The organism is Ruegeria sp. D3, assembly GCF_056534465.1.
Window position 1 is genome coordinate 20,557 of sequence record NZ_JBQFPK010000009.1, and the last position, 20,476, is coordinate 41,032.

A 20,476-nucleotide genomic window follows, 5' to 3' on the forward strand; every position below is an offset into this window, starting at 1 on the left:
ACGTTTCAGTCCGGATCGTCCGCAAAAAATTGCAGATCGTCCAGAAATCAGAGCATCAATGCATTGATCGATATGCTGCCGGCGACAGGCCGATCTGTTTCTTGAAGACGCGGGAAAAGGCTGCCTCGGATGCATATCCTACTTCGGCCGCCGCATCTGCCACATTCCACCGGTTTTCAGTAAGACCGTGGCAAGCGATCTGCATCCGCCAATCGGTCAGATAATGCATCGGAGTTGTCCCCATCTTCTCGGAAAACAGTTGCGCAAATCCGGTGCGGGACATTCCAGCCTCGCGCGCTAAGCTCTCAACACTCCATTCCTGCGCAGGCGCCTGATGAAACGCTGTCAGCGCGCGGGACACACGCGGGTCAGCAAACCCGGCCAGCGCGGATTCGCTGGGGCTTTGATGTTCAAGATGGGCGCGGATGGCCTGCGCAAACAGAACTTCGGACAGTTTCAGCGCGATTAGATCGCCGCCAATACGCGTTCCACCAATCTCGGACCCAATCATCCGCAGGGTGGATTCGATCCAGGCCCCGGCTTCCTCGCCGTAATTCTCGATCAGGATATAAGGGGGCAGCCGGTCGATCAGCATATGTCCGGTACCCTGCCGCCCGGGTGGCCCAGTGAAAGAAAAATGCCCGCATATCAGCTGGGTATCGCGAGTCTTGTCCTCGCCGCCGTAGATCAGCACGCCATCACCCTGATAGCCTGCATCCTGCAGCACCTGTTCCAGCGGTAGCGCATCCAGCGGTTTGACCTCGTTGCACAGCAATGCATGGGCTGATCCATGCGGGATCAGGATCAGATCGCCCTGCTTCAGACGCAGCGTTTCACCTGTGTTAGAGACATGAACCTTCAGTTCACCGCGCTGCACAAAGTGAAACCGGGCTACGTTTTCAAAGGCCGGTACCTGAATGCCAAAAGGGGGCGTGAACGAAGTTCGGAAATAAAACGTACCGCGCAAAGACAGGCGGGTGAGGATATCGCTGAGAAGGTCCAACATAGACCTAACGTACAACCGTCTGCCAAAACATCCAGCAGCCCGGACGATCTGCATAATCTCTTGAACGCTGGGCAAAGAAAAACCCCCGCCAGAGCGGGGGTGTGATTCCTTGTGAACCGGGCGCGATCAGGCGCGGACCAGCGCCTCGTACTCGGCAGCGATCTCGCGGGTGATGTCGCCCACTTCGAACGTGTAGTCGCCGATTTGCCCGACCGGGGTGACCTCGGCTGCGGTGCCGGTCAGCCAGCATTGCTCGAAATCCGCCATTTCTTCCGGCATGATGTGACGTTCGATCACATTCAGACCCTTGTCTTTCAGCATCCCAATCACGGTCTGGCGGGTAATGCCGTTCAGAAAGCAATCGGCCAGCGGGGTGTGAACCTCACCATCCTTAACGAAAAACACGTTCGCACCGGTCGCCTCGGCCACATAACCGCGGTAATCCATGAACAATGCGTCCGAGCAGCCCTTGGCCTCGGCCTTATGCTTTGAGATGGTGCAGATCATGTAAAGACCCGCCGCCTTGGCGTGGACGGGGATGGTTTCGGGGCTGGGGCGTTTCCATTCCGCGATATCCAGCTTGGCACCCTGCATCTTTGCGTCGCCGTAATAGGCACCCCAAGGCCAGACTGCCACAGCCATCCGCACAGGGTTCTTAGCCGACGCGACCCCCATATCCTCACCCGAGCCGCGCCAGACAAGAACACGCACATAAGCGTCCTGCAGCCCGCTGGCTTTCAGAGTCTCTTCCTTAGCGGTTTCGATTTCGTCCAACGTGTAAGGCATCGGCATATCCAGCGCCTCGGCCGAGGCGATCAGGCGCTCGGAATGTTCCCGGCTTTTGAAAATCTTTCCATTGTACGCGCGCTCGCCTTCAAAGACCGAGGACGCGTAATGCATTGCGTGCGTTAGGATATGGACATTGGCTTCGCGCCAGGGAACCAGCTTGCCATCCAACCAGATGACACCATCACGATCATCATACCCCGCCATGCGAAACCTCCTGAACCGGGTCGAAATTTTCGATTATTGCGCCAATTAAGTCCGAACCGGACATAAAGTTGCGCAAAAACTGCGATTCGATACCTGTCTCCTCTTGGAATGTCAATAACGCTGACATAAACTCGGGCAGAAGTAACGTATGAGGCATGATATGTCTAACACCCGTCCCGCCCAGGTTTTCGGCGGCGAAAGCCTGTTGTTTCTGACAGATGAACAACTGCGGCAGGGGATCGAAGCGATGTTTTTTGCCTATCGCGGGTTCACGGCGGATCCTGATCGCATTCTGTCGGACCTTGCCTATGGTCGCGCGCATCATCGCGCGATCCACTTCATCAACCGCGCGCCAGGGACAACGGTTAACAACCTGCTGGCCATATTGGGGGTGACAAAACAGTCTCTGAATCGGGTTTTGCGCACGTTGATCGAGGACGGTTTGGTCGAAAGTCGCGTTGGAACAGTGGACAAACGCGAACGGCACCTATTTCTAACCCATGAAGGCGAAGCTCTGGAAGCGAAACTATCAGAAGCCCAGCGCGTTCGAATGCGTGCTGCTTACAAAGATGCAGGCCCCGAGGCCGTGTCAGGGTTTCGTAAAGTACTTGAAGCCATGATGGATGCTGATATGCGTCATGCATATAAGAAATTGCGGGATACAACCTCATGAGCGATATGGACGCCCATCTGCTGATCGTTGACGATGACGAACGTATCCGGGATTTGCTCAAGAAATTTTTGATGCGGAACGGGTTTTTGGTTACGGCGGCGCGGGATGCAGCCCATGCACGTCGGGTTTTGTCGGGGTTGGATTTCGACATGATCGTGCTGGATGTGATGATGCCAGGGGAAGATGGTGTAAGCCTGACGAAGGCGCTGCGCGAAACCCATGCGACGCCCATCCTGTTGTTGACAGCCCGCGGCGAGACCGAGCATCGCATTGCAGGGCTTGAGGCGGGGGCAGACGATTATCTGGCTAAGCCGTTTGAGCCCAAGGAACTGCTGCTGCGCATCAATGCCATTCTGCGGCGCATGCCCGAAACGCCAGCACAAGAGACTGTCAGCAAAATCCTAACCCTGGGTCCGATCCGGTACGACGTCGAAAAAGGTGAGATGTGGCAAGGTGAAGAACCTGTTCGCCTGACCGCAACGGAAAGCCAGTTGATGAAGATTTTCTCGGCCCAGCCTGGCGAGCCGATCAGCCGGTCGAAACTGGTTGAAGATCTGGGCCGCGACAAGGGTCAGGCACAGGAACGCGCGGTGGATGTCCAGATCACCCGGCTGCGGCGCAAAATCGAACAAGACCCCAAACAGCCGCGGTATTTGCAAACTGTACGCGGCGCGGGTTACATGTTGGCTCCGGACTGATTGAGCCGCTGCGCGGCGATTTCATGCCTTCGGCGAGGATATTTGTAGCCAGATGAAGATGGGATCCCGATGAAGACTGCGCTTTTGACTCATGCGGATTGCCTTGGACATATAACACCCGAGGGCCATCCTGAACGGGTCGCGCGGTTAGAGCATATTCTGCACGCTTTGGAACCATTGGATTTGGATCGCAAGACTGCACCCTTGGCAGCGGATGATGATTTGCTGCGTATTCATCCCGAAAGCTATATTCAGGATATTCGCCGTGCCGCTCCGACCGAGGGGTTCCGTCAGGTTGATGGCGATACGTTTCTGTGCCCAGGCTCGGTCAGTGCCGCCTACCGCGCGGCGGGCGCGGCTGTTCGTGCGGTGGATTTGGTGCTTGGTGGTGAGGCCCCAAACGCGTTTTGTGCGGTTAGGCCGCCCGGCCACCACGCGGAAACGGACACCGCAATGGGGTTTTGTGTTTTCGGTAATGCAGCGCTGGCGGCTAAACATGCGCTGGACCATCACGGATTGAAACGGGTCGCCGTTTTCGATTTCGACGTCCATCACGGTAACGGCACGCAGGACCTGTTGTGGGACGAAAAACGTGCTCTGGTCATCACTAGCCAACAAATGCCCCTGTGGCCGGGTTCAGGCCGGCCCGACGAGACAGGAACATTTGATACTGTTTTGAACATCCCCCTGCCTCCGGGCTCAAGCGGGGTGGTGATGCAGGCAGCTTATCGCGCGCTGGCCTTTCCGCGTCTCAGAGAGTTTCGGCCCGAGCTGATAATCATCTCGGCCGGGTTTGACGCGCATCAGGACGATCCGCTGGCAGAGTTGAACTGGTCCACAGATGATTTCGCATGGATCACCTCCGAACTTTGCAAAATTGCGGGCGAAGTATGCGGCGGTCGTATCGTCTCGACTCTGGAGGGCGGGTATGATCTGAGAGCCCTGTCCGAAGCCACCCGTGCTCATGTGGAAGAATTGATGAAGGCAGCCCAATGACCGAGACACCCGTCGACCAGATGACATTCGAACAGGCCATGAAAGAGCTGGAGACCGTGGTCGGCCAGCTGGAACGTGGCGATGTTGCATTGGACCAGTCCATCGCGCTGTACGAACGCGGAGCGGCGCTGAAGAAGCGCTGCGAGGATGAGTTGAAGCGAGCCGAGGAAAAAGTGGCCGCGATCACGCTGGACGCCAATGGTCAGCCGACCGGGACTACGCCTGTCGAAGGTCAGTAAATGTTTCGAGACAGATTGGCGCAGGATGCGGCGTTTATCCAGGACCACTTCAATACGGTTTTGGGGGCGCTGGACGATCTGGATGTGACCCGGGCGATGGCTTATGCCACCGAGGGTGGGAAAAGGCTGCGCGGATTTCTGGTATTGGAAAGCGCGCGGTTGCATGGGGTCGACGCCGATCGCGCGATTTGGCCAGCTACGGCGATCGAGGCGCTGCACGCGTATTCGCTGGTCCATGATGATCTGCCTTGCATGGATGATGATGATCTGCGCCGGGGGCGGCCCACGGTTCATGTGAAATGGGATGAAGGCACCGCCGTTCTGGCCGGGGATGCTCTGCAGACGTTGGCCTTTGAGCTGTGCGCGCGTGCCGAGGTGGGTGAAGCCGCAATTCGCGCAGATTTGACCCTAACATTGACCAAAGCCAGCGGTGCGCAGGGGATGGTTCTGGGTCAGGCGCTGGATATCGCGGCGGAAACAGCGGCCAGCCCGCTGACGCTGGATCAGATCACGCGGCTGCAGGCGGGCAAAACAGGGGCTCTGATCGAATGGTCGGCCTGTGCGGGCGCGCGGTTGGCGCAGGCGGATGCGGACCCGCTGCGCCACTATGCCCGCGCCCTGGGGCTTGCCTTTCAGATCGCGGATGACATTTTGGATGTTGAGGGCGATGCCGAAAAGGCCGGGAAGCGCCTGCAGAAGGATGCACAGGCGGGCAAGGCCACCTTTGTGTCGCTGCTTGGGTTGGAGGCCGCCAAGGCCCGCGCGGCGGAGCTGGTGGATCAGGCCTGTGCTGCGCTGGATGGCTATGGGCCTGCCGCTGAAACCTTGAAGGACGCCGCCCGCTTCGTTATTGCCCGGGACAGCTAAGCCAGGAATGCGCCATATGTCTGACCGCCCCAATACGCCTCTGCTGGACCTTGTGAACCGCCCTGCGGACCTCAAGCAGTTCTCGGACTCGCAATTGCGACAGGTCGCGGATGAGCTGCGGGCCGAGACCATCTCGGCCGTGTCTGTCACCGGGGGACATCTGGGCGCGGGGCTGGGTGTGGTCGAACTGACCACGGCGCTGCATGCCGTCTTTGACACGCCGCGCGACAAGATCATCTGGGATGTGGGGCATCAGTGTTACCCGCACAAAATCCTGACCGAACGGCGTGACCGCATTCGTACCCTGCGCATGAAAGACGGGCTGAGCGGGTTCACAAAGCGAAGCGAAAGCCCCTATGACCCGTTCGGGGCTGCCCATTCCAGTACCTCGATCAGTGCCGCGCTTGGGTTTTCCGTCGCGCGCGATTTGGGCGGTGTCACGCCTGAAGGCTTGGGTGATGCGATTGCCGTGATCGGCGATGGGTCGATGTCCGCAGGTATGGCGTTCGAGGCGATGAACAACGCGGGCCACCTGAAAAAACGCCTTGTTGTGATCCTGAATGACAACGAGATGAGCATTGCGCCCCCGGTTGGTGCGCTGTCCAGCTATCTGTCGCGGATTTATACCGAGGCCCCGTTCCACGATCTGAAAGCCGCCGCCAAAGGCGCGGTGTCCCTGCTGCCGGAACCCTTCCGCGAGGGGGCGAAACGCGCCAAAGAGATGCTTAAGGGCATGGCCATGGGCGGCACGTTTTTCGAAGAACTGGGCTTTTCCTATATCGGCCCAATCGACGGGCATGACATGGACCAGTTGCTGCCGGTTCTGCGCACGGTCAAGGCGCGGGCAACCGGGCCGATCCTGATCCATGTGCTGACCAAGAAAGGCAAGGGCTATGCCCCCGCTGAGCAAGCCCGCGACAAGGGGCATGCAACCGCGAAATTCGACGTGGTGACCGGCAAACAGCACAAAGCACCGTCGAACGCGCCGTCCTATACCTCGGTCTTTGGCAAGACGCTGGTGGAGGAAGCCGGGCGCGACGACAAGATCGTAGCTGTGACCGCTGCGATGCCGGATGGCACCGGGCTCAACCTGTTTGCCGAACGCTACCCTTCACGCTGTTTCGACGTGGCGATTGCCGAACAGCACGGCGTGACCTTTGCTGCCGCACTGGCCGCAGGCGGGATGAAGCCGTTCTGCGCCATGTATTCGACTTTCCTGCAGCGCGGTTATGATCAGGTTGTGCATGACGTGGCCATTCAGCGCCTGCCGGTTCGGTTCGCCATCGACCGCGCGGGCCTTGTGGGGGCCGATGGCGCGACGCATGCGGGATCGTTCGACATCGCTTATCTGTCCAACCTGCCGGGCATGGTGGTGATGGCCGCCGCCGATGAAGCCGAGCTGATGCACATGGTCGCCACCGCCGCCGCGCATAACGACGGCCCCATCGCCTTCAGGTATCCGCGTGGCGAGGGCGTGGGCGTAGACCTGCCCGAACGCGGTGAGGTTTTGGAAATCGGCAAAGGCCGCATTATCCAGTCCGGCGCGCGCGTCGCGCTGCTATCCTTCGGTACCCGTCTGGCCGAAGTTCAAAAAGCGGCCGAGGCGCTTGCCGCCAAAGGCATAGCGCCGACCATTGCTGATGCGCGATTTGCCAAGCCACTGGACCACGGCCTGATTCTGGATCTGGCCGCCAATCACGAGGCACTGATCACCATCGAAGAAGGCGCAATCGGCGGGTTCGGAAGCCATGTGGCGCAGCTGCTGGCTGATGAGGGCGTGTTTGATGACGGCCTGAAATACCGTTCAATGGTACTGCCCGATATCTTCATCGATCAGGCCAGCCCTGCTGATATGTACACGGTGGCCGGGATGAATGCCGAGCAGATCGAGGCCAAAGTGCTCTCGGTTCTGGGCGTGGCGACAATCGGCGAAAAACGCGCCTAATCTTTGTTTTGCGGAAAATGGTGCCTCAAGAGGGACTCGAACCCCCGACCTTGTCCTTACGAAGGACCTGCTCTACCAGCTGAGCTATTGAGGCAGCGGGGGACCGTTTAAACCGTCTCGCCCTGACGTGCAAGACTTGTTCGGCAGGGCTTTTAGGCGTGCTTACAGCGCCCAAAACCCCGGTCAGTTTTGTGAAATTTTTACGACACTGCTGATCGCCGATTGCCGTTTTTCTATTATTTCGTTATTTCATGAAATATGATAAATGAAACAACCGACAAACTGGCCACTCTGGGTCACCCGCAACGCTTGATGGTGTTTCGCATGCTCATGCGACGATATCCTGACACTGTTCCAGCGGGTGAGCTTGCATCCGAGCTGGATATCAAACCCAGCACCCTGTCGAATTACCTGAACGCGCTGCAACGCGCGGGGCTGGTGCGGCAAGAACGGTCAGGGACGTCGCTGCTCTATTCGATCGAGATGACGAATGTGCAGCACATGCTGGACTTCTTGCTGAACGATTGCTGCAGGGGCCGGCCCGATATCTGTATGCCGTTTTCACAAGGACCCGAGACTATGCCGGATCGCAAATACAACGTTTTGTTTTTATGCGTGGGCAATTCCGCCCGCTCGATCTTTGCCGAATCCATTCTGCGCACGTTGGGAGAGGATCGCTTCAACGTCTATTCGGCCGGAACGCAGCCCACATCGCAGCTCAACCCATTTGCCGTTCAGGTACTTAGCGACAAAGGGCACGACACCTCAGTGCTGCGGTCCAAGCATATGTCCGAATTTGCAGCCGATGGCGCGCCCGAGATGGATTTTGTCTTCACCGTCTGCAATCAGGCCGCCAATGAGGAGTGCCCCGCTTGGGAAGGCCAGCCAATCAGCGGACATTGGGGCATGGTCGACCCGGTCAAGGCCACAGGCACGGACGCCGAGAAAAGCCTGGCCTTCCAGAACGCCTATGGCGCGCTGAAGCGTCGTATCGAGGCGTTTACCTCTCTGCCGGTCGAAAGCCTGGACCGGATCGCTTTGCAAACCGCCGTCGATGATATCGGCAGAACCCCCGTTGAGGATATGAAATGACCACTTACGCGGTAAACGGCCTTGGCCGGATGGGCAAACTGGCCCTGAAACCTCTGATCGAGAAGGGCGCCAAGATCGCTTGGATCAATGATGGCGTCGGCGACCCCGAGATGCACGCGCACCTGCTAGAATTCGACACGGTCCATGGCCGCTGGGATGCGGAGTTTACCCATAATGCCGACAGCGTGACGATCGATGGCACGCGCCTGCCGTTTGTTGGCACCAAAGACCTGTCCGACCTGCCTCTGGACGGCGTGGATGTGGTGATCGACTGCACAGGCGTGTTCAAGACCGAGGCTAAGCTGGCACCGTTTTTCGAGGCGGGGGTGAAGAAGGTTGTCGTCTCGGCCCCGGTCAAGGACGGCCCCACGGCCAATATCGTGATGGGCGTGAATGAAGGCACTTATGACCCCGCAGCCCATCACATCGTGACCGCGGCGTCCTGCACCACCAATTGTCTGGCCCCGGTGGTTAAGGTCATTCATGAGAATCTGGGTATCCGTCATGGCTCGATGACCACGATCCACGATGTGACCAACACGCAAACCATCGTGGACCGCCCCGCCAAAGACCTGCGGCGTGCGCGGTCGGCATTGAACTCGCTGATCCCGACCACCACCGGCTCGGCCACGGCGATCACGCTGATTTACCCCGAATTGAAAGGCCGCCTGAACGGCCACGCGGTTCGGGTGCCCCTGCTGAACGCCTCGCTGACCGATTGCGTATTCGAGGTGGAACGTGAAACCACCGTCGAAGAGGTCAACGCCTTCTTCAAAGCCGCCGCCGAGGGTGAGCTGAAAGGCATTCTGGGCTATGAGACCCGGCCATTGGTTTCGACGGATTACACCAATGACGAACGATCTTCGATTGTCGATGCGCCCTCGACCATGGTGGTGAACGGGACGCAGATAAAGATCTATGCGTGGTATGACAACGAAATGGGCTATGCGCACCGTCTGGTGGATGTGGCGCTGATGGTGGGGAACGCGCTGTGAGCGACCGGCCCGAGGGACTGTCGGCCTATATCGCGGTCACGGCGGCCTATTGGGCCTTTATGCTGACCGACGGAGCCCTGCGGATGTTGGTGCTGTTGCACTTTCATACCATAGGGTTCTCGCCGGTTCAGTTGGCTTATCTGTTTGTTCTGTATGAAGTCGCCGGGATGGTGACCAATCTGTCAGCAGGTTGGATCGCTGCGCGGTTCGGGCTGACCTCAACGCTTTATGCAGGTCTGGGGATACAGATCGCAGCATTGCTGACAATGACGTTTCTGGACCCGCATTGGAGCGTCGCCACCTCGGTCGCCTTCGTGATGGCTGTACAGGGTGCCAGCGGCGTGGCCAAGGATCTGGCCAAAATGTCTTCGAAATCCGCCGTCAAACTGCTGGCCCCCACGACAGGCGGAGGGTTGTTTCGCTGGGTTGCTATTCTCACCGGATCTAAAAACGCGGTCAAAGGAGTGGGCTTTTTGCTTGGCGCGATCATGCTGGTCACAATGGGCTTTATGACAGCGATCTTTGTCATGGCCGCTGTTCTGGCCGTGATCCTGTTCGCCGTCATTCGTTTTATGCCGCCCGGCCTACCCAAAGGACGCAAAGGAGCCAAGTTCTCCGAGGTCTTCTCGAAATCGCCCAACGTCAACTGGCTATCGGCGGCGCGGGTTTTTCTGTTTGGCGCACGCGATGTGTGGTTTGTGGTCGGCATACCGATATACTTTTACGCCGTCCTGTCGGATGGCACGGAAGAAGGCAACCGCGCGGCCTTTTTCATGATCGGTACGTTCATGGCCGTCTGGGTCATACTGTACGGCGCGGTCCAAGCCAGCGCGCCGAAAATCCTGCGGGCCGCGGACCGTACCGAGAGCGACTTGATAAAAGCCGCTCGCACCTGGGCTGCTGTACTGTTCTGCATTCCTGCGACGCTGACGGTAGCGATACTGATCTCGGACGGGCCGCAAACATGGCTAACCGTGACACTGGTTTTGGGTCTTTTGGTTTTCGGAGCGATCTTTGCAGTGAACTCGTCCCTGCATTCCTACTTGATATTGGCCTTCACCAAATCCGAGCGGGTCACCATGGACGTCGGCTTTTATTATATGGCCAATGCCACAGGACGCCTTGTGGGCACCGTTCTATCCGGCCTTACCTACCAAGTCGGAGGCTTGCCTTTGGTCCTGGGTACAGCCGCCGCAATGGTCGCGCTTGCCGCGTTAACATCCGGCAAGCTGACCGACCAAACCCACGAGGCACATGCATGAGCGTCTTTGAAAGATACCTGACCATCTGGGTTGCGCTGGCGATGATCGGCGGCGTCTTGATCGGACTCGCCGCGCCCGGGCTGGTGGACCTGGTCGCCTCGGCCGAGGTGGCAAGCGTCAATCTGGTTGTCGCGGTGCTGATTTGGGCCATGGTCTACCCAATGATGGTCGGAGTCGACTTCGGAGCCGTAGCCGGCGTTGCCCGCCAACCCAAGGGACTGATCGTGACCCTCGTGGTGAACTGGTTGATCAAACCCTTCACCATGGCCGTGTTGGCTGTACTGTTTTTTGACTACGTTTTCGCCCCGTGGATACGCCCCGAGGACGCCGCACAATACACCGCCGGTCTGATCTTGCTGGGTGCAGCGCCCTGTACGGCGATGGTGTTTGTCTGGTCGCAACTGACCAAGGGGGACGCGACCTATACGCTGGTGCAGGTCTCGGTCAACGACCTGATCATGGTGGTGGCGTTTGCCCCTATTGTGGCGTTTCTGTTGGGGGTCACTGATATCGCGGTTCCGTGGCAAACACTGGTTCTGGCGACGGTGCTCTATGTTGTTTTGCCCTTGATCGCAGGGTTGATCACACGACGCAAACTAGGCTCTAAACAAGCGATTGAGGCGTTCTCGGCCCGCGTTAAGCCGTGGTCCATCCTGGGGTTGATTGCCACAGTCGTCATCCTGTTCGGCCTGCAAGGACAGACGATCCTGGCCAAGCCGCTTGTGATTGTCCTGATTGCAGTACCGATCCTGATCCAGAGCTATGGCATATTCGCCCTGGCCTATGGCGCAGCCTACGCGCTGAAGGTTCCGCATCGTATAGCCGCCCCGTGCGCCATGATCGGCACATCCAATTTCTTCGAACTGGCAGTCGCCGTCGCCATCAGCCTGTTTGGCCTGAATTCAGGGGCGGCGCTTGCGACCGTTGTGGGCGTTTTGGTCGAGGTCCCAGTGATGCTGTCGCTTGTTGCCTTCGCGAACAGAACCCGCTCCCGGTTCCCCGAACCTACACCGTCCTGAACTCAGAGAACCGTTACAAAGAACGGCTTTAGTTTCTCTCCTGCCGCAATCGCGGACAACGCCGATTTGGCTGTGTCCAGAGACTCGCGGATTGTGACGTCCATATCCAGATAGCGATAGGTGCCGAGGCGACCGACAAACGTGACATTTTCGGCCTTGTTGGCCAGCTCGACATAATCCCCCAGCAGCGCCTTTTCCTTGACCTGACGGATAGGGTAATAAGGAATGTCGTCCGGTTCGGCCGCTCGCGAGAATTCGCGGTAACACACGGAACCTTCATGCGTTTCCCACGGCGCGAAATGCTTGTGCTCGGTAATGCGGGTATATGGGACATCTTCCTCGCCGTAGTTCATGACAGCACACCCCTGGTAGTCGCCATCATACGTGAAGCGTTCGAAATCCAGCGTACGATACCCCAGCCGGCCTAGCTCATAGTCGAAATACCCGTCCAGCGGCCCCGAATAGAAAACGTGGTCAAAGTCATCGCCCATACTGCGGTCGAATGTCGTGCCCAGCTTCACAGTGATCGAGGGATGATCCAGAATACCCGCAATCATATCGGTGTATCCGTTTTCCGGCATGCCCTGGAACTTGTGGAAAAAGTAGTTGTCGTCGTAGTTGAAGCGAACAGGCAAGCGTTTCAGGATCGATGCGGGCAGTTCGGACGGGTGACACCCCCACTGCTTGATGGTGTAGCCCTTGAAGAACGCCTCATAAAGGTCCTGGCCAACAAACCGCATCGCCTGTTCTTCAAAGCTCTGAGGGTCGGTGATCGATGTGTCCGCCTGTTCTTCGGTGATGAACTTATGTGCTTCGTCCGGGCGCATCGTCTTGCCAAAGAACTGGTTGATCGTATGCAGGTTCACCGGCAGCGAAAACACCTGACCGTTCGAGGTCGTCTTGACCCGGTTCTTGTAGGGCAGGAAATTGGCGTATTGGTTCACATACCGCCAAACCTCTTCGTCATCCGTGTGGAAGATATGCGGCCCGTACACATGGACCATGACGTCGGTATCGGCATCCCGTTCTGTGTGGCAGTTTCCACCGATATGGTCACGGCTGTCGACCACGGTGACATCATGCCCTTGTTCCGCAAGTTCCCGACCGATCACAGCACCAGACAATCCGGCCCCAACCATCAAAAACTGCATATCAGGGGCTTTCCTGTTTCATCGAAATCGTAGTCATATCGAGGGGTTTGATCAACTGACGGCGGGCAATCTTGAATATACCCGACCGCGCCTCGCTGGCACTGCGGAACTTCGGCAGAACCGACATCCATGCCCGGCACATGCGCCATCCCAACTGTAAACGACCCGAGATAGGTTGCCCACCTTGCAGGATCGCGGCAAAGACGACCGGAACGGTACGCCGCGACAGATCAAACATCTGCTTTAGAACGGCCTCTTCTTCCTCTGAGCTGAGGTTATTCGACTCGGCCATCGCAGCTTTCAGGTTCTTTCCGATCGGCCGCGTGTGGTGCATCGCGATCTCGTCCAGAATGGCTGTTCGAAACGCGCCAGCCTCGGCCCATCGGCACCAGATGTAGTCCAGACCATAGCCGCTCATTGTGCCCTGAAACAGCGGCAGTGCCTTTTTCAGAATGTCCTTGTGCAGGCACGGGGCCATGATCTCGATATAGTTTGTGTACCGCAGCACGAAGCCCGGGCATTGGCTGAACACAAAATGCGAGAAATAGCTTTCGGGGGTCAGCGACGGTTGTGCAATACGCAATCCGTGAACCTGCATAGCATCAAACAGCGCGTTTACATCCGTAGCGCCTATGTCCAGATCATCATCCGGCAGCCAATAGTAGTCATACTTACCAAGGTCACGGTCGGCGAGGGTCTTGAATAACCCGTCCCATTTGCCGCCTTTTACCAGCACAGCCTCGACACCGGGTTCAGGTTTGAATGCCGCAAAAGCCTCGTCCGAAAAATAGCTGATCAGAAGATCGTAGGTGCGATCTTCATAGGGGATTTCTTGCCACCGATGGTGCAATGACTTGTTGCCCGCACGGACAACCACAAGGCTATTCTTCATGCGCGGTTCCGAACCCGATTTCCTGCCTGCATCAAAGGGCCGAGCCCTTCAATCATGTCTGGGTTCAACGGATGGCTCAACCGTCCGTACGTGTACTTCGTCTGGTACATTAGGTTTCGAACGAATCTGGCCATGGGCGAGCCGGGTTTCATTTTACTGCGGCAGTGGTCAATCGTGCTGTCTACCTCTTTGCGCTCCGCGACCATCTGCTCGGCAAGTGTGAGGATGGGTACGTTGTGTTCCCAATAGAATTTCAGGTCGATGTCGATGGGGCGCGCAATCGGGGCCTCGATCGCAAATAGTTGAGCGGCAGCACGCCGACCGATGATGTAACCTGTGGTTCTGGGCGGCAGGCGATCCGACAGGACAAGATTCTGATCTGCCACGGATTTAATCACCTGCCCGTTGCTGCTCGAAGTGCCATCCAGCTTTATCATAACACCTTCGAAACATTCGCCACATCCAGCCAGTTCATTGAAAAATGGCCTGGGATCTTGCACGAATGTCGCGTCATCTTCCAAAACAAGGTTCACGAAATCGGAAGAGGCCGCAATATCCTTCCATATCCGGCGATGCCCAAGGGTACATGCGACTTCGTTGCGGCTGAGCGGGCGTTTGAATTTGCTCCGATTCATGTCGGCATCATAAATGCGCTGCAACTCAGAGTTGTTCAACTGGTCTCCAGCAATGGCGTCGCAAAACTCATGGTTCAAGCCAAAGCGGGTAAATTCGCTTTCGCAGAAACGTCGCCGTTCAACATCTTGCGGCAAACTCAGAATGACGGCCTTAATCGACACTGTTCCATTACCAATAATTTTTTTTGCACCGCGTTACTGCGGGCCGTATTTACCAAGCACAAGCAAAACTGGTCTACCCTTTTCCCGCGACGCGTCAAGGATTTCCTGCTGCAGAAAACCGCTGAAATTCAATCGTTACTCTCACGTTACAGCAATTTGCCCCACAATATCAGAGCTTACATTCTTCCAAACATGTACATATCACGATGAAACCAAAAAGAAAATCACCTGACCACTTCACGCGAGCTAGCGCGAATTTCTGTCAACGCTTCAATCTATCCATCATAATCAAGGGACCTCGCGCAGCAGAAGGTGCATACAAGACGCTATTAAGCTGTGCGGACAACTACCGGCATCGACATATAAACACCAAATAGAGGTCGGTGCACGAAGGCCCACAATACATCGCGCCAGCTTGTTGAACGAGAGCATCAAAACCTTGTACAACCCAGCTCCAACCCTTATCTGCCAAGGCCCCCGCGCAACCTTAGGATTGGGCAACTCTGTCGCGTCATTTGATCTGCCCTTTAGGCGGGGACGATTATAGGTTATCTGAGCGAGCGCATGATTTCACGATCTGGAGAAAGCAATGATTAAGCGTGCCTGGACCGAATGGCGATCAGGCTATATGGGCCGCCTCATCGTCGAGAGCTTTTTTGCCCAAGGTCATCTTTATGCTGTTGCGATCGTTGCAATGATCGCAGTTGCTGCAACCACCGCCGGCTCCGCCTACATGATGGAATACATCGTCGATGCGATGACCAGCCCTGAAATGCGTGAATGGGCTGGGATGATCGCGTTCGGCGTCATTCTTTTGTTTCTTACAAAAGCGGTGGCCTCCTATGTGCAAGCCATCTTCCTGGCACGGGCTGGAAACCGTATAGTTGCAAGGCAACAGGACCGAGTTTATCGCAAGCTGCTTCGGCACGGCGTATCATTCTTCGCACAAAATGAATCCGCCGATCTGCTAATGCGCACAACAAACGGTGCGCAGGCCGCGCGCAGGCTTATCGATGTCATCGTCACCGGCTTCGTTCGCGATGCGTTGACACTGATTGGCCTTGTGATCGTCATGGTGTATCAGCAGCCTGTATTATCGATCATGTTCTTTGTGGTTGGCCCTGTTGCCCTTTTTGGTGTTCGACGGCTTCTGAAAAGCGTCCGTGCGATTATGCAGGCTGAGTTCAAATCCTTGGCTGAAATCATTCGCGTCCTCCAGGAAACATCTTCTGGGATAAAGGTGATCAAGGTGTTTTCACTGGAAGAACGGATGATCACCCGAATGGACACGGCTATCCGGAAAGTCGAAAATCGTGCGAATGACATTGCACGCCTTCAATCAATCGCTAGCCCATTAATGGAATTTCTGGCCGGTCTGGCTGTTGCAGGTGTGCTGGTCATTAGCGCGCTTGGAATTTCTGGCAGTGAACAACCGTCTGCAGGGCAATTGATGTCGTTCATCACCGCGCTGCTTATGGCCTACGAGCCCGCAAAGCGTTTGTCGAGAATGCGCGTCCAGATCGAAACTGCCATGGTTGGTGTCGGGCTGTTATTCGGACTCTTAGATCAAGAAGACACGATGCCAGAAAGCCCCGTGGCACGCGACCTGCTTGAAGGACCGGGCGAAATCGCTTTGCGCAACGTCACCTTCAGCTATCACGGATCAATGCCTGTCATCCAAGATATGAACGTGACTTTCCAAGCCCAAAAAACCACTGCGCTAGTCGGCCAGTCCGGGGGCGGAAAATCAACGATTTTCGGACTGATAATGCGGTTTTATGACCCCGATGAAGGAAGTGTTGAAATTGATGGTCAGAATATTCAGGACGCTCGCTATTCATCGCTGAGGCGCAAGATCTCTTATGTCGGCCAAGATACCTTCCTTTTTTCCGCTTCCGTGCTGGAAAATCTACGCTGCTCCGCGCCGGATGCGACAGACGAAGAGGTTATTGAAGCCGCTAAAGCCGCACATGCTCATGGCTTCATTAGCGAGCTGCCCAACGGCTACGATACACATGTCGGAGAAAACGGCGCGTTCCTTTCCGGTGGTCAAAAGCAACGTATCGCCATCGCTCGCGCGGTATTGCGCGACGCAGAGATTTTACTGCTGGACGAAGCAACCAGCGCTTTGGATGCGGAGTCCGAGGCTCTTGTGAAAGCGGCGCTGGACACGCTGACACAGAGCATCACTGTGATCGTAATCGCACATCGGCTGTCCACGATCCTTGAGGCTGACAAGATAATGGTTGTCCAGGATGGGGCCGTTATCGAAGAGGGCAATCTGGACGAACTCATTGAACTCAACGGCCAGTTCAAGAGTCTCTTTGATCAGCAATTCAATAAACGTAGTTTTGACACTAACGCAGCAGAATGACGATATAGCCTTCTAATTCGTCAAAAGGAGTGGGCTCCGTGGGTCGGGGCGGGCGGCATTCTCTCACGGTTGGTGACGATCCTGACAAAACCGCGGCCAGGTAACCAAGTCGAAAGTAAAATCCTCGCTAAAATTCGTCTATCGCTATGGAAAGCACAATTTGCAACCGACAGACATCGAAGGGTCAATACCTGAGGCTACTCACCGATTCATATGTCTTCATTAGGGTCAGGATGCATTGATTTTCAACGCACTGCGTGAGCCACGGCTCGGAAAACGGAGCGGTGACATGAGCGACCTTTACCGGCTGACCAACGAGCAGATGGCCAAACTTACCCCTTTCTTCCCGAAGTCGCACGGCAAGCCACGGGTCGATGACAGACGGGTTCTGAGTGGGATTATCTTCATTAATCGCAATGGGTTGCGCTGGCGGGATGCGCCGCGGGAAAACGGTCCGCACAAGACGCTCTACAGCCGATGGAAGCGTTGGAGCGAGAAAGGCATCTTCGCGCAGATGACGGTCGGCCTGGCTGCCGAGCACGGCGAGGAAATGATCGTGATGATCGACGCGACCTATTTGAAGGCGCATCGCACTGCGACCAGCATGGCCGCGAAAAAGGGGGGCGTGGACGCCTGATCGGCCGAACCAAGGGCGGCATGAATACCAAACTGCATGCTATCTGCGACAGCCGCGGGCGACCGCTCAGCCTGTTCGTCACCGCTGGGCAGGTCAGCGACTACATCGGTGCGCGGGCGTTATTGAGCAGCCTGCCCAAGGTCGACTGGCTTCTCGGGGACCGCGGCTATGATGCCGACTGGTTCCGAGAAGCGTTGCAAGACAAAGGGATACGCGCATGCATCCCCCGCCGAAAGAAACGAAAGGCACCGGTTCGATACGACAAGCGCCGATACAAACGACGCAACCGCATCGAGATCATGTTCGGCAGACTCAAGGACTGGCGGCGCGTGGCGACACGCTATTATCGCTGTCCCAAGGTTTTCCTCTCAGCCATCGCTCTGGCTGCAACCGTCATCTATTGGTTATGAATCCTGACCCTAACAATCAACTTGGACTAGTCAGATGAGGCTGCTCAGCCGCACCTCGTACAGAGTGGCAGGCACCCAAGAACAAATGGAACTAAAACGGCATTGGAAAGAAAATTTGACAGTGATCAGACACCTTCTTAGGTATGAGGAAATCAATACGCCCAGTAGTCGAAGCTCTTTTCATCTGATCGATTGAAAGTAGGTGCGTCTAAACCATTTGGTGAAAATTTTACAGGCAATGCCAAGTACTGAAATCACACATATCCCAACCTTGAGCGTTGTTGTACCTGTTTTCAACGACGAACAATATCTAGGCCAAAACTTAAAAAGCATTTTGGCGAACGCGGGGTCAGTAGATATTGAGATCATCGTTGTTGATGATGGTTCAACAGACAGAAGTTCGGAGGTCGCTGAAAAGGTCCTTGTAGAGTCGGACGTCAATTTCAAAATTATCCGCAAACCGAACGGAGGATTGTCATCAGCACGGAATGTCGGATTTAGGGCCGCCGAAGGTATTTATGTTGCGTTTCTGGATAGTGACGACTTTGTTTCTGGAACTATGTACCGGTCTCTAACTGATTTCGCGTCGAAGACGGGTTCGGTCCAAGTTTTTGCTAGAACAAAAACTTTTAATAACAACGATAATACTTGCCAAGATTTCTATGACATTTCCTATTGGGATGAGCTTCTGCAGGGTCAGAGCCGGCGTAGTTTTCGCCCACTTGAAAGCCCTTTGGTATTTCTTACACAACCGAAGATCTGTACACGAATATGGCTACGAGATTACCTTATTCGGCACAAATTTGAGTTTCCGGAAGGAAAAGTGTTCGAGGATATTTGTTTTCACCTAAGGGCCTTGGCTCTCAACGGTAAAGTTGGGATTGTGGACGAAGTGGGCTTGTATTACAGAGAAGACCATACTGGTCGAATAACTGGGAACATCGGCCCAGAGAGATATGATGTACTGGATAACGCCTGTAAATTTCTGAATTTACAAGAGATTTCGGCAGTCGATCGACTGCATGGCGGGTATCTTTTAGCAGGCCTTCTGAAAACCGTGTTCTGGTGCCGGATAGGATTACCATCCAATATGAAAAAGGAGTTCGACAAACGTGTTGCTCGCCTATTCCCAATGATCAACCCAAAGTGGATATTGGAGGCTTACGGAGTGGATCACAAAGTGATCAACAGGTTGCTTAAAGTAGTTAGCATTTACGGTACACCGCCGGATAGACTACGTGGCATTTTGCTTTGGGTGGGCGTTCGTTTGAAACGTATGGCACCCGAAAAGTTATTGGATTAAAAAGAAAATTTAGTTCTGCAGTAATTCTGCGCTCTAAACAAGAATAACGACTCGTGAAACCAAAAAAGGGTGGCAGAGCAAACGCGTGCCCAACGCGAGAACAATTGGGGATGATTAAATCAAATTGCTTGACGAATGTCGCCGAACACCAGAGCAACCAGGGTTTGCTAAACCTAAAAAATTGCCCTGAGTGGATGCAATCTAAATTCTGGAAGCAGGTATTTTCGAACGACTTGCTGATCGAAAAGCAAGGTTCAGGACCTATTGATTTCGGGCTGGCTACGTGATTCACGGTCGGAAAATCGAGCGGTGAACATGTCTGATCTTTTCTGGTTGAGCGATGCGCAGATGGCGCGTCTGAAACCCTTCTTCCCCAAGTCCCATAGCAAACCTCGCGTGGACGACAAACGCGTGCTAAGTGGCATTATATTCAACAACCGCAATGGCTTACGTTGTTGCGACGCGCCTAAGGAATACGGTTCGCACAAGACGCTATACAACCGATGGAAGCGCTGGAGCGACAAGGGTATCTTCGCCGAAATGATGATTGTTTTGGCCGCAGGCCACGGTGAGAAGACGACGGTGATGATCGACGCCACCTATCTCAAGGCCCATCGCACGGCGTCCAGTTTGGGGGTCAAAAAGGAGGGCGTGGCCATCTGATCGGCAGAACCAAGAGCGGCGTGAACACGAAACAGCACGCCATCTGTGACAGTCAGGGCCGCCCGCTGAACTTGTTTGTTACGGCAAGGCAAGTCAGCGACTACATCGGCGCCCGAGCTTTGGCGGGCAGCTTGCCAAACGTCAAATGGCTGCTCGGCGACCGGGGTTATGACGCGGATTGGTTCAGAGAAACGTTACAAGACAAAGGTATACGCGCCTGCATCCCCGGCAGAAAACAACGAAAGAAGGCTGTCCGCTATAACAAGCGTCGCTACAAACGACGCACCCGCATTGAGATCATGTTCGGCAGACTGAAAGACTGGCGGCGGGTGGTAACAAGATACGACAGGGGCCCAAAAGTCTTCCTATCCGCAATCGCCCTCGCAGCCCACGTCGTCTATTGGCTATTAGTCTTGAGCCTAGCCCCAATTCGAGATTTCTCGAGAACGACGCGCCCAAGTCTC

General features: G+C 55.7%; 18 protein-coding genes, 1 tRNA gene and 2 pseudogenes. 14 read left to right on the forward strand and 7 right to left on the reverse strand.

From position 1 onward, the window contains the following. Positions 1 to 55: 55 nt before the first annotated feature. Together ACR0DX_RS13955 and ACR0DX_RS13960 are read right to left on the reverse strand one after the other, a co-directional pair. Positions 56 to 1,006, reverse strand: a complete 951-nt coding sequence (locus ACR0DX_RS13955; RefSeq protein WP_480846474.1) for an AraC family transcriptional regulator — start codon at positions 1,004 to 1,006, stop codon at positions 56 to 58. 126 nt (positions 1,007 to 1,132) lie between these two features. Beyond that, on the reverse strand, positions 1,133 to 1,999 hold the full coding sequence (locus ACR0DX_RS13960; protein ID WP_170355713.1) for a branched-chain amino acid aminotransferase: 867 nt from the start codon (positions 1,997 to 1,999) through the stop codon (positions 1,133 to 1,135). Positions 2,000 to 2,159: 160 nt separating this feature from the next. Between ACR0DX_RS13960 and ACR0DX_RS13965 the strand changes: the two genes are divergently transcribed. The 6 genes from ACR0DX_RS13965 to dxs all read left to right on the forward strand — a co-directional run bounded on the left by ACR0DX_RS13965 (position 2,160) and on the right by dxs (position 7,417). Then, positions 2,160 to 2,672 carry a MarR family transcriptional regulator gene (locus tag ACR0DX_RS13965; protein ID WP_170355712.1) on the forward strand — a complete coding sequence of 171 codons (513 nt, stop codon included), beginning with the start codon at positions 2,160 to 2,162 and terminating at the stop codon, positions 2,670 to 2,672. Then, the gene (locus ACR0DX_RS13970; protein WP_170355711.1) at positions 2,669 to 3,370 is read left to right on the forward strand and encodes a response regulator; all 702 of its coding nucleotides are present in this window, start codon (positions 2,669 to 2,671) and stop codon (positions 3,368 to 3,370) included. Before ACR0DX_RS13965 ends, ACR0DX_RS13970 begins: the two co-directional genes overlap by 4 nt. A 69-nt stretch (positions 3,371 to 3,439) precedes the next feature. Beyond that, the gene (locus ACR0DX_RS13975) at positions 3,440 to 4,366 is read left to right on the forward strand and encodes a histone deacetylase family protein (protein WP_353392641.1); all 927 of its coding nucleotides are present in this window, start codon (positions 3,440 to 3,442) and stop codon (positions 4,364 to 4,366) included. Further along, positions 4,363 to 4,605 carry an exodeoxyribonuclease VII small subunit gene (locus ACR0DX_RS13980; RefSeq protein WP_170355709.1) on the forward strand — a complete coding sequence of 81 codons (243 nt, stop codon included), beginning with the start codon at positions 4,363 to 4,365 and terminating at the stop codon, positions 4,603 to 4,605. The genes ACR0DX_RS13975 and ACR0DX_RS13980 overlap by 4 nt, the downstream gene beginning before the upstream one ends. After that, positions 4,606 to 5,472, forward strand: a complete 867-nt coding sequence (locus tag ACR0DX_RS13985; protein WP_170355708.1) for a polyprenyl synthetase family protein — start codon at positions 4,606 to 4,608, stop codon at positions 5,470 to 5,472. Between the two features lie 16 nt (positions 5,473 to 5,488). Continuing rightward, on the forward strand, positions 5,489 to 7,417 hold the full coding sequence (gene dxs / locus ACR0DX_RS13990) for a 1-deoxy-D-xylulose-5-phosphate synthase (RefSeq protein ID WP_170527711.1): 1,929 nt from the start codon (positions 5,489 to 5,491) through the stop codon (positions 7,415 to 7,417). A gap of 18 nt (positions 7,418 to 7,435) precedes the next feature. Here the strand turns inward: dxs and ACR0DX_RS13995 are convergent. Next, a tRNA-Thr gene (locus tag ACR0DX_RS13995) sits at positions 7,436 to 7,511 on the reverse strand. Positions 7,512 to 7,675: 164 nt separating this feature from the next. Here ACR0DX_RS13995 and ACR0DX_RS14000 point away from each other — a divergent pair. Genes ACR0DX_RS14000 through arsB form a run of 4 tightly spaced genes read left to right on the forward strand, consistent with a single transcriptional unit; the run spans position 7,676 to position 11,785 of the window. After that, positions 7,676 to 8,509: an arsenate reductase/protein-tyrosine-phosphatase family protein gene (locus ACR0DX_RS14000; protein ID WP_170355706.1), complete on the forward strand. Its 834-nt coding sequence runs from the start codon at positions 7,676 to 7,678 to the stop codon at positions 8,507 to 8,509. Beyond that, positions 8,506 to 9,504 (forward strand): ArsJ-associated glyceraldehyde-3-phosphate dehydrogenase, encoded by a 999-nt coding sequence (locus tag ACR0DX_RS14005; protein WP_170355705.1) that lies wholly within the window; start codon positions 8,506 to 8,508, stop codon positions 9,502 to 9,504. Before ACR0DX_RS14000 ends, ACR0DX_RS14005 begins: the two co-directional genes overlap by 4 nt. Next, positions 9,501 to 10,766 carry an organoarsenical effux MFS transporter ArsJ gene (gene arsJ, locus ACR0DX_RS14010; RefSeq protein WP_170355704.1) on the forward strand — a complete coding sequence of 422 codons (1,266 nt, stop codon included), beginning with the start codon at positions 9,501 to 9,503 and terminating at the stop codon, positions 10,764 to 10,766. Before ACR0DX_RS14005 ends, arsJ begins: the two co-directional genes overlap by 4 nt. Further along, the gene (gene arsB / locus ACR0DX_RS14015; protein WP_170355703.1) at positions 10,763 to 11,785 is read left to right on the forward strand and encodes an ACR3 family arsenite efflux transporter; all 1,023 of its coding nucleotides are present in this window, start codon (positions 10,763 to 10,765) and stop codon (positions 11,783 to 11,785) included. Before arsJ ends, arsB begins: the two co-directional genes overlap by 4 nt. Before the next feature lie 2 nt (positions 11,786 to 11,787). Here arsB and glf read toward each other — a convergent pair whose 3' ends face one another. The 4 genes and pseudogenes from glf to ACR0DX_RS14035 all read right to left on the reverse strand — a co-directional run. Further along, a complete protein-coding gene (gene glf, locus ACR0DX_RS14020) occupies positions 11,788 to 12,936 on the reverse strand; it encodes a UDP-galactopyranose mutase (protein WP_170355702.1) in 1,149 nt (382 codons plus the stop codon). A gap of 1 nt (position 12,937) precedes the next feature. Then, positions 12,938 to 13,828: a hypothetical protein gene (locus tag ACR0DX_RS14025; RefSeq protein ID WP_170355701.1), complete on the reverse strand. Its 891-nt coding sequence runs from the start codon at positions 13,826 to 13,828 to the stop codon at positions 12,938 to 12,940. After that, a complete protein-coding gene (locus ACR0DX_RS14030) occupies positions 13,825 to 14,361 on the reverse strand; it encodes a hypothetical protein (protein WP_480846574.1) in 537 nt (178 codons plus the stop codon). Before ACR0DX_RS14030 ends, ACR0DX_RS14025 begins: the two co-directional genes overlap by 4 nt. Before the next feature lie 18 nt (positions 14,362 to 14,379). Continuing rightward, positions 14,380 to 14,625 (reverse strand): annotated as a pseudogene (locus tag ACR0DX_RS14035) (glycosyltransferase family 25 protein); the annotation flags it as partial. A gap of 589 nt (positions 14,626 to 15,214) precedes the next feature. On the opposite strand from ACR0DX_RS14035, the gene ACR0DX_RS14040 reads away from it, so the two are divergent. The 4 genes and pseudogenes from ACR0DX_RS14040 to ACR0DX_RS14055 form a co-directional block, all read left to right on the forward strand. After that, entirely contained in the window at positions 15,215 to 16,999 is a 1,785-nt protein-coding gene (locus ACR0DX_RS14040) for an ABC transporter ATP-binding protein (protein ID WP_170355699.1), read from the forward strand. Between the two features lie 289 nt (positions 17,000 to 17,288). After that, positions 17,289 to 18,046 (forward strand): IS5 family transposase gene (locus tag ACR0DX_RS14045; protein WP_170724651.1). Its coding sequence is split into 2 segments (ribosomal slippage): positions 17,289 to 17,613 and positions 17,613 to 18,046, totalling 759 coding nucleotides; the frame shifts between segments, so codons are not numbered across the junction. Positions 18,047 to 18,266: 220 nt separating this feature from the next. Further along, the gene (locus tag ACR0DX_RS14050) at positions 18,267 to 19,349 is read left to right on the forward strand and encodes a glycosyltransferase (protein WP_170355697.1); all 1,083 of its coding nucleotides are present in this window, start codon (positions 18,267 to 18,269) and stop codon (positions 19,347 to 19,349) included. A 315-nt stretch (positions 19,350 to 19,664) separates the two neighbouring features. Continuing rightward, positions 19,665 to 20,419 (forward strand): annotated as a pseudogene (locus ACR0DX_RS14055) (IS5 family transposase); the annotation flags it as partial. Between the last annotated feature and the right edge of the window lie 57 nt (positions 20,420 to 20,476).

Bases quoted from the DNA above. Each gene is read 5' to 3' on its own strand.
- dxs (WP_170527711.1), top strand. From the start codon at position 5,489: ATGTCTGACCGCCCCAATACGCCTCTGCTGGACCTTGTGAACCGCCCT.
- ACR0DX_RS14040 (WP_170355699.1), top strand. From the start codon at position 15,215: ATGATTAAGCGTGCCTGGACCGAATGGCGATCAGGCTATATGGGCCGC.
- ACR0DX_RS13985 (WP_170355708.1), top strand. From the start codon at position 4,606: ATGTTTCGAGACAGATTGGCGCAGGATGCGGCGTTTATCCAGGACCAC.
- ACR0DX_RS14000 (WP_170355706.1), top strand. From the start codon at position 7,676: ATGATAAATGAAACAACCGACAAACTGGCCACTCTGGGTCACCCGCAA.
- ACR0DX_RS13955 (WP_480846474.1), bottom strand. From the start codon at position 1,006: ATGTTGGACCTTCTCAGCGATATCCTCACCCGCCTGTCTTTGCGCGGT.
- ACR0DX_RS13975 (WP_353392641.1), top strand. From the start codon at position 3,440: ATGAAGACTGCGCTTTTGACTCATGCGGATTGCCTTGGACATATAACA.
- ACR0DX_RS14005 (WP_170355705.1), top strand. From the start codon at position 8,506: ATGACCACTTACGCGGTAAACGGCCTTGGCCGGATGGGCAAACTGGCC.
- ACR0DX_RS13970 (WP_170355711.1), top strand. From the start codon at position 2,669: ATGAGCGATATGGACGCCCATCTGCTGATCGTTGACGATGACGAACGT.
- arsB (WP_170355703.1), top strand. From the start codon at position 10,763: ATGAGCGTCTTTGAAAGATACCTGACCATCTGGGTTGCGCTGGCGATG.
- glf (WP_170355702.1), bottom strand. From the start codon at position 12,936: ATGCAGTTTTTGATGGTTGGGGCCGGATTGTCTGGTGCTGTGATCGGT.
- ACR0DX_RS13965 (WP_170355712.1), top strand. From the start codon at position 2,160: ATGTCTAACACCCGTCCCGCCCAGGTTTTCGGCGGCGAAAGCCTGTTG.
- ACR0DX_RS13960 (WP_170355713.1), bottom strand. From the start codon at position 1,999: ATGGCGGGGTATGATGATCGTGATGGTGTCATCTGGTTGGATGGCAAG.
- ACR0DX_RS14025 (WP_170355701.1), bottom strand. From the start codon at position 13,828: ATGAAGAATAGCCTTGTGGTTGTCCGTGCGGGCAACAAGTCATTGCAC.
- ACR0DX_RS13980 (WP_170355709.1), top strand. From the start codon at position 4,363: ATGACCGAGACACCCGTCGACCAGATGACATTCGAACAGGCCATGAAA.